Raw genomic sequence first — 12,675 nt, forward strand, 5'->3', positions numbered from 1 at the left:
GGAAGAACTCGTACCAGGAGCCGAACAGGGCCCGTTCGCGCTCGACCAGCAGCGGCAGCGGCTCCGAGGCCGTCACCAGCTCCCGCAGCGGGTGGCGGGCCAGCACCTTGTCCACCTCGGGGGTGAGGGCGGCGGCCAGCCGCCAGGGGGCGGGCCGCTCCTCGTCGCGCAGGGCGGCCGCGGCGGCGAGCACGATCTCCCGTTTCCTGGCCTTCGGCACCCCGGCGGCGGCCCGTTCGTAGAGCGCGGCGCCCTCCGCCAGGACCAGCTCGGTGTCGATGCCCGCCGGGATCTTGATCTGGGCATGGTGGCGCCAGGTGGCGACCGGATCTCCCCACGCCTCGACCTGGTAGGTCCAACGGCCCGGTTTTCCCCCGGCGGTGACGGTGGCGCCCCAGCGGTCGGTGCCGGGGGCGAGCTCCCGCATCGGGGTCCAGGGGCCCGGACGGCCCTTCGGGTCCCTCAGCACGACGTTGGCGGCGACGGCGTCATGGCCCTCGCGGAAGACGGTGGCGGTGACCTCGAACGACTCCCCGACGACCGCCTTGGCGGGCCGGCGGCCCTGCTGGACCAGCGGACGGACGTCGAGGACGGGTATGCGGCCGACGGCCGTGACGGCGTCCGCGGGGGGTGGCGCGCCGGACGACGTGCGTGGCGTCGGAGGTGCTGACGTGCGGGGACTTGCGGGTGCTGACGAGTGGTGCGTGGCGGGCATGACCGCTCCTGTCCGCGGCAACGAGGGTGTGTGGGCGGATGGATGGTGGGGAGGTGGGTCCTGCGTGTACCTGAAGGGTCTACCTGTGCTGGGTATCTGCGCTGTGTCCGTGGGGTGTACCGGAGGAGCCTTCCCACCCTATTCGGGTGGGCAATCCGGCACTTTGTTAACTACTCAGCCGTATGTCTACGCACAAGACCGGCCCCGTTCAGGCCGAACGGGGCCGTTGGCGTGATCGCCCACCAGAAACCGCTTCCGGCCCCGGAGACCGCCGCACGACTCCGAAGACCGCTTCCCGACCCCGAAGACCGCTCTACGACTCCGGCACCCGGAGGAGTCTGTTGGGCGATCCGGGTCCCGCATCGGACACCTGCCCGCTCGAAGCCCCCGCAATCAGGGCGTCGGCGACCTGGGCCGGCGTGGCCCTCGGATGTCCGGCGAGATAGAGCGCGGCGGCGCCCGCCACGTGCGGCGACGCCATGGACGTGCCCGACCGGGTCTGCTGCGCGGTGTCGCTCGCGTTCCCGTCCGAGACGACCGACACGCCCGGGGCGAACAGGTCGACGGCGGAACCGTAGTCGGAGAAGTCCGCGCGGGTGCCGGCCCGGTCGACGGCGGCCACGGTGAGGGCCTGCGGCACATCCGCCGGTGAGTAGCGGGCGGCGGGGCCGCCGTCGTTGCCGGCGGCGACCGTGTACGTCACGCCGGATCTGATCGAGTTCCGTACGGCGGTGTCGAGTTCGGCGCTGTGGTAGCCGCCCAGGCTGAGGTTGGCGACCGCGGGTCTCCGGGCGTGTGCGGTGACCCAGTCGACACCGACGATGACCTGGGCGGTGGTGCCCGCCCCCGTGTCGTCCAGGACCTTGACGGAGACCACCCGCGCCTTCTTGGCGACGCCGTACCGGGTGCCCGCGACGGTGCCGGCGACATGTGTCCCGTGCCCGTTGCCGTCACCGGCGGATCCGTCGTCGCCGACGAAGTCCCAGCCGTAGCCGGCCCGTCCGCCGAAGTCGCGGTGGCTGATCCGGATCCCGGTGTCGATCACGTAGACGGTGACCCCGGCGCCCGCCGACCCCGGTGCGGTGTACGCGCCGTCCAGCGGAGGCGCCGGCTGGTCGACGCGGTCGAGCCCCCAGGACGGCGGGTTCCGCTGGGTGTCCGCCAGGGTGACCCGGCGGTCCTGGACGACGGCGGCGACCCGGGAGTCCGCGGCGAGCCGCCGGGCCTGTGCAGCGCTTGCCCTGACCGCGTAGCCGTTCAGCACGCTGCCGTAAGTATGGCTTATTGTCGCCCCATAGCGGGCGGCGACCGCCCGCCCGGCCGCCGAGCCGACCGCGATCCCGTCCCTCAGCGTCACCAGGTAACTCCCGCCGACCGAGCCGGGCTCGCCGGCGCCGGCTATGGTCCCCTCCGGAACGGCGTGCGCGGGCAGGGCCGCCGACGACAGCACCGCCGCCGTGACCACCGCGGTCAGGCCCCCCACCAGACGCAGCCGCCGGGTACAAGTCCGTGCCATGGCTGTGAGTCCCCTCCTCGGCTCAGGCAGGCAGCGTCTCGTACCGGACGAAAGCCGACAAGAAGGCACCCGGGGGCGAAGGCCGGCGGCAGCCCCCGGCGGCACCCCGACACCGGTACCGTCGACACAGACGCGAGCCGCACAGCGTCGTACGGCTCCCACGCGAACGCGAAACGCACGAGGTGGAATGTGAAGGCGATCCGTCGGTTCACCGTCCGTCCCGTTCTCCCCGAACCCCTCCGTCCCCTCAGCGACCTGGCCCGCAACCTGCGCTGGTCCTGGCACGCCGAGACACGTGATCTCTTCCAGTCCGTCGACCCCGAGCGCTGGGCCGCCTCGGCGGGCGATCCGGTGCGGCTGCTCGGCAGCGTGCCTCCGGCGCGGCTCGCCGAACTGGCCGGGGACCGCCGGTTCCTGCGCCGGCTGACCGCGGTCGCCGACGACCTCAGCGACTACCTGACCGGCGACCGCTGGTACCAGTCCCGGCCCGAGTCCGCCGAACTCCCCGCCGCAGTCGCCTACTTCTCACCCGAGTTCGGCATCACGGCGGCCCTGCCCCAGTACTCGGGCGGTCTCGGCATCCTGGCCGGCGACCACCTCAAGTCGGCCAGCGACCTGGGCGTGCCGCTGATCGGGGTCGGCCTGCTGTACCGGCACGGCTACTTCCGGCAGACCCTGTCCCGGGACGGCTGGCAGCAGGAGCACTATCCCGTCCTCGACCCCAACGAACTCCCGGTGGCGCTGCTGAAGGAGGCCGACGGCACCCCGGCGCACGTCTCCCTCGCACTGCCCGGCGGCCGGCTGCTGCGCGCCCGGATCTGGCTGGCCCAGGTGGGCCGGGTGCCGCTGCTGATGCTGGACTCCGACGTCGAGGAGAACGACCTCGTCGAACGCGGGGTCACCGACCGGCTGTACGGCGGCGGCAGCGAACACCGCCTCCTCCAGGAGATGCTGCTGGGTATAGGAGGGGTGCGCGCCGTACGGACGTACTGCCGGCTCACCGGGCACCCCGGGCCGGAGGTCTTCCACACCAACGAGGGGCACGCCGGCTTCCTCGGCCTGGAGCGCATCGGCGAACTCGTCGCCGCCGGACTCGACTTCGACGCGGCGCTGGAGGCGGTACGGGCCGGTACCGTCTTCACCACCCACACCCCCGTCCCGGCCGGCATCGACCGCTTCGACCGCGAGCTGGTCGCCCACCACTTCGGTGCCGACGCCGAACTCCCGGGCGTCGACGTCGAGCGCGTCCTGCGGCTCGGCATGGAGACCTACCCCGGCGGCGAACCCAACCTCTTCAACATGGCCGTGATGGGCCTGCGGCTCGCCCAGCGCGCCAACGGGGTCTCGTTGCTGCACGGCAACGTCAGCCGGGAGATGTTCGCCGGGCTGTGGCCGGGGTTCGACCCCGACGAGGTGCCGATCACCTCCGTCACGAACGGGGTGCACGCCCCGACCTGGGTGGCCCCGGAGGTGGTGCGGCTGGGCGCCCGGCGGCTCGGCGACCGCCGTACCGAGGAGGCGCTGACCGTGGGCGGCCCGGAGCGCTGGGACGCCGTCGCCGGGGTCGCCGACCAGGAGATCTGGGAGCTGCGCCGGGCGCTGCGGGAGCAGCTGGTCCTGGAGGTGCGGGCGCGGCTGCGGGCGTCCTGGCGGCAACGGGGGGCGGGGACGGCCGAGCTGGGGTGGATCGACCAGGTGCTCGACCCGGACGTCCTCACCATCGGGTTCGCGCGCCGCGTCCCGTCGTACAAGCGGCTCACGCTCATGCTGCGTGACCGTGACCGGCTGATGGACCTGTTGCTGCACCCGGAGCGCCCCCTCCAGATCGTGGTGGCCGGCAAGGCGCACCCGGCGGACGACGGCGGCAAGCGGCTGGTGCAGGAACTGGTCCGGTTCACCGACGACCCGCGCGTCCGCCACCGCGTCGTCTTCCTGCCCGACTACGGCATGGCGATGGCGCAGAAGCTGCTGTCCGGCTGCGACATCTGGCTGAACAACCCGCTGCGCCCGCTGGAGGCGTGCGGGACGAGCGGGATGAAGGCGGCCCTGAACGGCGGGCTCAACCTCTCGGTCCTGGACGGCTGGTGGGACGAGTGGTTCCAGCCGGACTTCGGCTGGGCGATCCCGACCGCGGACGGCGCGGGCACCGACCCCGAGCGCCGCGACGACATCGAGGCGGACGCCCTCTACGACCTCCTCGAACAGCGTGTCACCCCGCGCTTCTACGAGCGCGGCCGCACCGGCCTGCCCGACCGCTGGATCGAGATGGTCCGCCAGACCCTCACCCTGCTCGGTCCCAAGGTGCTGGCGGGGCGCATGGTCCGCGAGTACGTGGAGCGTCTCTACACCCCGGCGGCCCACGCCCACCGGTCCATGACCTCCGGTGCGGCCCGGGAACTGGCCGCCTGGAAGGGCAGGGTGCGGGCGGCCTGGCACGGGGTGACCGTCGACCACGTGGCGACCACCGCGGCCCCGGCCACCGCGGAACTCGGCACCACCCTCGCGCTGCGCGTCCGCGTCCGCCTGGGCGAGCTCACCCCCGACGACGTGGAGGTCCAGGCCGTCTCCGGCCGGGTCGACCCGGAGGACCGCATCACGGACGCCACGACGGCCCCGCTGAAGCCGACGGCGGGCCCGGACCCGGAGGGCCACTGGACCTACGAGGGCCCGCTGTCCCTGGACCGCACGGGCCCCTACGGCTACACGGTCCGCATCCTCCCGGCCCACCCCCTCCTCGCCGCGAACGCCGAACTGGGCCTGGTCACAGCCCCCTCGGAGGACACGGCGGAGGGAGCGGGACTCCTGATGCGCTGACGGTCAGTTCCCCCACCAGAGGGGAGCCTCGGGGAACTTCCTCCGGACGCGAGAGAGGTCGTCGCGGTCCTTCCCACGGCTCAGGCGCTCCTTCCACCGGTAGGTGTCCTGGAGCGTCAGGAACCGCAGACCGTCGACGACCTCTGCGTTCTCGAACGAGCAGCGGCTCCTGGCCGGTGGGGGCCGCCGCCGACACCTTCACCAGCCCCTCCGCGATCATGAGGAGGTACGACGACGGATCGCCTTCCCGGAACAGCACGTCGCCGGCCGCGTACGACCGGCGGGTTCCGGCCTGGAGCAGGGTCCGGCGCGCGCCGTCGGAGAGCTGGCCGAGATAGCTGCCCGGTGCCCACGAGGCGAACGGCCCGGGCTTCCCGCCTTCCGCCACGTGCGACCTCCCCGGTCGGCCGAGACCCCCGATGATTGCAGACGGCACGATCCGGTGGAAACCCCGGAACTTCGGCCACCCCTAGCCCAGGCCGTCCGTGTCGTCCGAGCACAGCCGGCGCAGTACCGTCCCGCACCGTCGGGCGTACGCGTGCTGCAAGCCCCGGGTCGCCGGGCCGGCGGCTCGGGTGTACCACTTGGCCGGCCTGCTGAAGGCCGCGACCGTCAGCCATACCGTGCCGTCGCCCGTGCGGTCGACCACGAAGGCCTCCTCGCCGGACTCGGGGTGCCCGGCCAGGGTGCCGTAGGCCCACCCCGCGCGGCGGGACTCGTCCACGGTCCAGACGATCCGGCAGGGGGCTCTGACGAGGCCGGCGAGGGTGACCGTGACGTCCACGCCGGGGGCCGCCCGTTCGGCGGCGGTGTCGATGCCCACGCCCAGGGCGCGGTGGAGTTCCCAGGTGAGGACGGCCTCGGTGGCGCGCTGGAAGGCCTCGCGCCCCTCGCCTATGCGCGTGCGCACGTGAAGCGGGTGGAAGCCCGGCGGGCAGGCGGCGAGGTTCTCACGGGTCGCGCCCACCGCGTCGTACGTGAAGGACATGGCAGACAAGGGTAGGGCGGGCCCCGGGGACATCTTCGCCCCGGGGCCCGCCCGCCGTGCAACTATCGGGTCACGAGGTGACGTTGACGGCCGTCCAGGCCGCCGCCACCGCGTTGTACTCGGTGCTGCCCGAGCCGTACAGGGCGACCGCCGCCGAGAGCGTCCCGGTGCGCGCCGACTTGTAGTTGGTGGTCGACGTGAAGTACGTCGTCAGCGCCTTGTACCAGATCTGAAGTGCCTTGGCCCGGCCGATGCCGGTGACCGTGGAGCTGTTGTACGTCGGGGAGTTGTAGGACACCCCGTTGATCGTCTTCGAGCCGCTGCCCTCGGACAGCAGGTAGAAGAAGTGGTTCGCGACACCGGACGAGTAGTGCACGTCCAGGTTCTTCACCGACGAGGACCAGTAGTTGGCGGACGCGCCGTCCTTGCTGGGCTGGTCCATGTAGCGCAGCGGGGTGCCGTCGCCGTTGATGTTGATCTTCTCGCCGATGAGGTAGTCGCCGACGTCGGAGGAGTTGTTGGCGTAGAACTCCACACCGGTGCCGAAGATGTCCGAGGTGGCCTCGTTCAGGCCGCCGGACTCACCGCTGTAGTTGAGACCGGCGGTGTTGGAGGTGACACCGTGGCTCATCTCGTGGCCGGCCACGTCCAGCGAGGTCAGCGGGTGGGTGTTGCTGGAGCCGTCGCCGTAGGTCATGCAGAAGCAGCTGTCGTCCCAGAACGCGTTGACGTAGGAGCTGCCGTAGTGGACCCGGGAGTAGGCGCCCACGCCGTTGTTCTTGATGCCGCTGCGGCCGAAGGTGTCCTTGTAGAAGTCCCAGGTCTCCTGCGCGCCGTAGGCGGCGTCGGCGGCCGCGGTCTGGTCGGTGCTGGAGCTGGAGGCGGCGCCGGTGCCCCAGACGTTGTCCGCGTCCGTGAACAGGGTGCCGGTGCCGGAGCTGGTGCCGTGGCTCAGGTTGTACGTCTTGTGGCCGCCGCGCGTGGTGTCGTACAGCTGGTACGTCGAGCCCGACAGGTTCGTGGTGAGGCTGACCGTGCCCGAGTACAGGGTCTTGCCGGTGCCGGTGGCGTTCTCGATGCCCTGGTACTCGTAGAGCTTCTTGCCGGTCGCCGCGTCGGTGATGACGTGCAGCTGGTTCGGGGTGCCGTCGTCCTGGAAGCCGCCGACGACCGTCTCGTAGGCGAGGACGGGGGTGCCGGAGCCGGCCCAGATGACCTTGCGGGCGCCGTCGGCCGCGGACTTGGCGGAGCCCAGCGCCTTGGCGGCGGTGAGCGCGGTCTTCTCCGCCTTGGCGGTGGTGATCGCCGGCTTGAGCGAGGCCACCTTGATGGTCGCCTTGGTCGCCCGCGTGACGCCCTCGGACTTGCCGGACTTGGAGGTGTGCACCACCAGGTCGCCGCCGAGCACGGGCAGGCCCGCGTAGGTGCGCTCGTAGCGCGTGTGGACGGTGCCGTCGACGTCCTTCACGACGTCCTTGACGACCAGCTTCTCCTTGGCGCCGAGGCCTATCTCCTGCGCGGTCTCGGCGACGTCCGCCTGCGCCTTCTGGATCAGCGCGGTGCGGGCGGAGTTGGAGAGCAGGGTGGGGGCGGCGGCCAGTGGCTGCTTCGCGGCTGCGGTGGCGTTGGTGGTCAGACCCGTGGTGAGCAGGGCGCCGGCGGCGACAGCGGTGGCTACGGCCAGAGTGGTGCGCTTGTGACGCGCGTAGAGGGGGCTCACTCAAGCTCCTTCATGATGTGGGGAGTCCGGGCTGGAGTGGGGTCGCCGGCCCGGCTGTGGGGTTGTGAAGTTGCTGTGCTGTGCGACGGGTGAAGGAAGAGTGACATCAAGGTCGCGTACATGTCAGGACCCTGAAGTGATGTTGGCCGAAAAGCAGGTGTTCGGTGAACGTTGCGGGCATGTAACCGGGGTGCCGTCGAACGGAGTCGAACCCTCCGACGGCACCCCGTACTCACGCCTGTGTCCTGCGGTTTACGGGAAGGTCAGCTTCCAGCTGTTGATCTTCCCGGTGTCCTGCGCGGCCTGGTCCTGGACCTTGAGCTTCCACGTCCCATTGGCCGATTCCGACGAGGCGTTCACCGTGTAGGTGTCCGTCACGTTGTCCGCGGAGTCGGACGAGCTGAAGTTCTTCAGCCGGTACGACGTCCCGGACGGGCCGACCAGGTCGATCACCAGGTCGCCGCGCCAGGTGTGGCTGATGTTCGGCGTCACCTGGAGGTTGCCCGGCGCGTTCCCGGTCCGCCCGGAGACCGTGATCGACGAGGTGACGGCGGGCCCGTTGTCCGGGATCGACACCACGGTGGTGCTCTCGTACGAGGTGCCCGTGCCGCCTCCGCCGCCGGACCGCGCGCCGACCGCGACGCCCGCCCAGGCGTCCTGCACCGCCTTGTACTCGGCGCTCGTGGTGCCGTACAGCTCGCCCGCCGCCGCGAGGGTGCCGGTGCGGGCGCCCGCGTAGTTGGTGGTCGAGGTGAACTTGGTGGTGAGCGCGCGGTACCAGATCTGTAGCGCCTTGTCCCGGCCGATGCCGGTGACCGGAAGCCCGTCCGCGGTGGGCGAGTTGTAGCTGACGCCGTTGATGACCTTGGCGCCGCTGCCCTCGCTCAGCAGGTAGAAGAAGTGGTTCGCGGGACCGGACGAGTAGTGCACGTCCAGACCGCCGAGCCCCGAGTACCAGCTGTCCTTGGACGCGCCGTCCTTGCTCGGCTTGTCCATGTACCGCAGCGGGGTGCCGTCGCCGTTGATGTCGATCTTCTCGCCGATGAGGTAGTCGCCGACGTCCGTGGAGTTGGCCGCGTAGAACTCCACACCGGTGCCGAAGATGTCCGAGGTGGCCTCGTTCAGGCCGCCGGACTCGCCGCTGTAGTTGAGGCCGGCGGTGTTGGAGGTGACGCCGTGGCTCATCTCGTGGCCGGCCACGTCCAGGGCGGTCAGCGGGTCCGCGTTGCCGGAGCCGTCGCCGTAGGTCATGCAGAAGCAGCTGTCGTCCCAGAACGCGTTGACGTACGAGTTGCCGTAGTGCACCCGGGAGTAGGCGCCGACGCCGTTGTTCTTGATGCCGCTGCGGCCGAAGGTGTTCTTGTAGAAGTCCCAGGTCTCGGCGGCCCCGTAGTGCGCGTCGGCACCCGCGGTGGCGGCGTTCGACGTGGTGCCGTTGCCCCAGGTGTTGCTCGACTGCGAGAACAGCGTCCCGGTGCCCGAGGTGCCGTGGTTCAGGTTGTACGTCTTGTGACCGCCGCGGTCGCCGTCGGTCAGGTTGTACGTCGAGCCCGACTGGGTCGTCGACAGCGACACCGTCCCGCTGTACTGGGTGTTGCCGGTGCCGGTGACGTTCTCGATGCCCTGGTACTCGAAGAGCTTCTTGCCCGTGGTGGCGTCGGTGACGACGTGCAGCTGGTTGGGCGTGCCGTCGTCCTGGAAGCCGCCGACGACCGTCTCGTAGGCGAGGACGGGGGTGCCGGAACCGGCCCAGACGACCTTGCGGGCGCCGTCCGCGGCCGACTTGGTGGAGCCGAGGGCCCTGGCGGCCGTGAGGGCCGCCTTCTCGGCGCTCGCCGCGCTCCGGGCCGGGGTGAGGTCGGCGACCTTGAGCGTGGCGCTGTTCGCCTTGACGACGCGCTCGGTGGCGCCCGACCTCGCGGTGTCGACGATCAGGTCGCCGCCCAGCACGGGCAGGCCCGCGTAGGTGCGTTCGTAGCGGGTGTGCAGGGTGCCGTCGGCGTCCTTGACGACGTCCTTGACGACCAGCTTCTCCTGCGCGCCGAGGCCTATCGCCCTGGCGGTGGCGGCCCGCTCGGTGCTCGCGTCACGGAGCAGTTCCGCGCGCTGTGAGGGGGACAGTTTCACGGCCGTGTGGGCCGGGTCGGCCTTGCCGGGGTGCGGCGCGGCCGGGGCGGCGCTGGCGGCGCCGGACTGGACGGCGGCGGCGATCAGGGCGGTGACGCCCGCGAGGGCCACTACTGCGGTGCGGTGGGGGGTGCGTCTGCGAGAGGAACTGCTTCTCAACACTGACTCCTTCTGCGTGGCCGCGGGTCGCGCGGCCAGGGGAGATCCGGGCCACGGGTGGGCGGTCCGGGCAGAACTCGGCGGAACGCGGAACCATGTGCGCGTGCAGTGCCGGACCCGGCAGCGACGAGGTGAAGCTGTGGGGTTGCTGTGAGTCGGCCGTGGGAAGAGTGGCAGCAGAAAACGGCATCTGTCAGGACCGCGTCAGGAACTTGGCCGGAAATCGTTCGTTGTCCGGATGTTCATGTTCGGTATGCGGAATGTCGTGACGGTCGATGTCGTGACGGTCGACGAGGAGGTGTGCCGGAGCTACGCCTTCCGGTCGCCGTGCCAGGTCGCCCACAGCGCCGCGTACGCCCCGCCCGCCGCCACCAGCTCCTCGTGCGTGCCGAGTTCGGTGAGCCGGCCGTCCTCCATCACGGCCACCCGGTCGGCGTCGTGCGCGGTGTGCAGCCGGTGGGCGATGGCGATGACCGTACGGCCCGCCAGCACGGCCGCCAGGGCGCGTTCGGTGTGCCGTGCGGTCGCCGGGTCCAGCAGCGCGGTCGCCTCGTCCAGGATCAGCGTGTGCGGGTCCGCCAGCACCACCCGGGCGAGGGCGAGCTGCTGGGCCCGGGAACCGTCGGCCGCGCGACCACCGGTACCGAGCAGGGTGTCGAGGCCGTCGGGGAGCGCGCGGACCCAGCGGTCGGCACCCACCGCCGTCAGCGCCGCCCACAGGCCGGCGTCGCCCGCGCCGGGCGCCGCGATCAGGAGGTTGTCCCGGACCGTCCCCAGGAAGACGTGGTGTTCCTGGGTGACGAGGACCACCTGACGGCGCAGCAGCTCCGGCCCGAGACCGGCGACCGGCACCCCGCCGACGGTCACCGTGCCCGCGCCGGGCGCGTCGACGCCCGCCAGCAGCCGGCTCAGCGTCGTCTTCCCGGCCCCGGAGGGACCGACCACCGCGAGCCGCTCCCCGGGCCGCACCGTCAGGTCCACCCCGCGCAGCACCTCGCCGCCCCGCTCGTACGCGTACCGCACGCCGCGCACGTCGATCCGGTCGTCCGCCGGGACCGGCGCCCCGCCCTCCGCGGCCGCCCTGGGCGCCTGTGCCAGCCCCTCCACCCGTGCGAACGAGGCGCTGCTGGACTGGAGTTGCTCCACCCGCATCAGGATCTGGTCCAGCGGTTCGGTGAACTGCCGCAGATACAGCGCCGCCGACACCACCACCCCGACGCCCGCGTGCAGCAGCCCGCCGAGCAGCAGCACCCCGGCCACCGGCACGGTGTAGGACACCTCGACCGCGGGGAAGAACACGGACCGCAGGTACAGGGTGTGGAAGCGGGCCTTCCGGTTGGTCTCCAGAGCGTCCCGGCTGGTCGCGATCCGCTGCTCCTGAAGCCGGAACGCCTCCACGGTACGGGCCCCCGCCACCGTCGCCGTGACGGTCTCCGCGACCCCCGAGGTGGCCGCGCCCTCGGTGAGATAGCCGTCCCGGGCCCGGCGCAGGTACCAGCGCAGCGCGAGCCAGACCGGGGTCAGCCCGACCACCCCGAACAGCGCCAGCAGCGGGTCCAGAACGAAGACCGCGCCCATCACGAACAGCGCCTGCACCGAGCAGACCAGCAGTTCGGGCCCCACGTCGCGCAGGGTGGTGCCGACGGTGGCCACGTCGCCGGTGCCGCGCGCCGTCAGGTCGCCGGTGCCCGCCCGTTCCACGACCGACGCGGGCAGCGCGAGCGCCCGGTCCACGAACTCCTCGCGGACCCGGGCGAGGGTCCGTTCACCGAAGCGGTGGCCCAGATAGCGCGCGCAACGGGCGAGCAGCAGCTGGGCGACGGCGCAGAGCACGATCCAGCGGGCGAGGCCGTCGACGGCGCCGACCCCGCGGCCGGCCCGGACCGCGTCCACGATCCGGCCGACCAGCCAGGGGCCGGCCAGGCCGGCGGCGGCCGCGAGGGCGTTGAGCAGGAGGGCGGCGGCGAAGGCCGCGCGGTCGGCCCTCACCAGGCGGACCGTGGCGCGGCGTACGGCGGCGCGGTCGGCGACCGGTAGTTGACCCGTCGTCACCTGGCGACCTCCTCTTCCGGTGCCTGCGTCGGTGCCTTGCTCTCCGTGTCCCCCGTGTCCCCCGTGTCCCCCGTGTCCTCCGTGTCCTCCGTGTCCCGGGCCACCAGTGCGCGGTAGCCGGGATCGTGGTCCAGCAGTTCCTCGTGGGTGCCGGTCGCCGCGACCTTGCCGTCGACCAGGTGGATCACCTCGTCGGCGTGGGCCAGCATCAGGGGGGAGGTGGTGGTCAGGAGGGTGGTGCGGCCGGCTCGGGCGGTGCGGAGGCGCTCCGCCACGAGGGACTCGGTGTGGGCGTCCAGGGCGGAGGTGGGTTCCACGGCGAGGAGGATCTCGGGGTCGGTCAGTAACGCCCTGGCGAGGCGGACGCGTTGGCGTTGGCCACCGGAGAGGTTGCGGGCCTGGGAGGTGATCGGGGAGTCGAGGCCGCGGGGGAGGGCCTGGACGATGTCCTCGGCTGCCGCCGCGTGCAGGGCCGCGGCGAGGGGCGCGGCAGGGGGTGCGGGCCTGGGCTGTGCGGCGGGTGCGGGCCTGGGCCGTGCGGCGGGTGCGGGTGGGTGGGGGCTTGTCGCGCAGTTCCCCGCGCC

General features: G+C 72.1%; 9 protein-coding genes. 1 reads left to right on the forward strand and 8 read right to left on the reverse strand.

The window, feature by feature from the left end; all coding sequences use genetic code 11:
- Positions 1-715, reverse strand: a 715-nt coding sequence (locus tag AAW13_RS43185; RefSeq protein WP_143145107.1) for a maltotransferase domain-containing protein, incomplete at its 3' end; no start/stop codon positions are given.
- A 313-nt stretch (positions 716-1,028) separates the two neighbouring features.
- On the reverse strand, positions 1,029-2,231 hold the full coding sequence (locus AAW13_RS43190) for a S8 family peptidase (RefSeq protein WP_046734793.1): 1,203 nt from the start codon (positions 2,229-2,231) through the stop codon (positions 1,029-1,031).
- A gap of 189 nt (positions 2,232-2,420) precedes the next feature.
- On the opposite strand from AAW13_RS43190, the gene glgP reads away from it, so the two are divergent.
- Entirely contained in the window at positions 2,421-5,045 is a 2,625-nt protein-coding gene (gene glgP, locus AAW13_RS43195; RefSeq protein ID WP_046734792.1) for an alpha-glucan family phosphorylase, read from the forward strand.
- On the opposite strand, the gene AAW13_RS47945 is transcribed toward glgP, so the two are convergent.
- The 6 genes from AAW13_RS47945 to AAW13_RS43225 form a co-directional block, all read right to left on the reverse strand.
- Positions 4,993-5,481, reverse strand: coding sequence for a Crp/Fnr family transcriptional regulator (locus AAW13_RS47945; protein WP_420855532.1), 489 nt, complete (start codon positions 5,479-5,481; stop codon positions 4,993-4,995). The genes glgP and AAW13_RS47945 overlap by 53 nt on opposite strands.
- A 33-nt stretch (positions 5,482-5,514) precedes the next feature.
- Positions 5,515-6,033 carry a DUF1990 family protein gene (locus tag AAW13_RS43205; protein ID WP_046734791.1) on the reverse strand — a complete coding sequence of 173 codons (519 nt, stop codon included), beginning with the start codon at positions 6,031-6,033 and terminating at the stop codon, positions 5,515-5,517.
- A 70-nt stretch (positions 6,034-6,103) separates the two neighbouring features.
- Complete coding sequence (locus AAW13_RS43210) at positions 6,104-7,753, reverse strand: M4 family metallopeptidase (RefSeq protein WP_046734790.1); 1,650 nt, start codon at positions 7,751-7,753, stop codon at positions 6,104-6,106.
- Between the two features lie 252 nt (positions 7,754-8,005).
- Positions 8,006-10,039, reverse strand: coding sequence for a M4 family metallopeptidase (locus tag AAW13_RS43215; protein WP_046734789.1), 2,034 nt, complete (start codon positions 10,037-10,039; stop codon positions 8,006-8,008).
- Between the two features lie 309 nt (positions 10,040-10,348).
- On the reverse strand, positions 10,349-12,091 hold the full coding sequence (locus AAW13_RS43220; RefSeq protein WP_046734788.1) for an ABC transporter ATP-binding protein: 1,743 nt from the start codon (positions 12,089-12,091) through the stop codon (positions 10,349-10,351).
- Positions 12,088-12,675, reverse strand: a 588-nt coding sequence (locus AAW13_RS43225) for an ATP-binding cassette domain-containing protein (RefSeq protein ID WP_143145108.1), incomplete at its 5' end; no start/stop codon positions are given. The genes AAW13_RS43225 and AAW13_RS43220, both read right to left, overlap by 4 nt.

Origin of the sequence: Streptomyces humi, assembly GCF_001005085.2 — a bacterium.
In the GTDB taxonomy this organism is placed as follows: Bacteria; Actinomycetota; Actinomycetes; order Streptomycetales; family Streptomycetaceae; genus Streptomyces; species Streptomyces humi.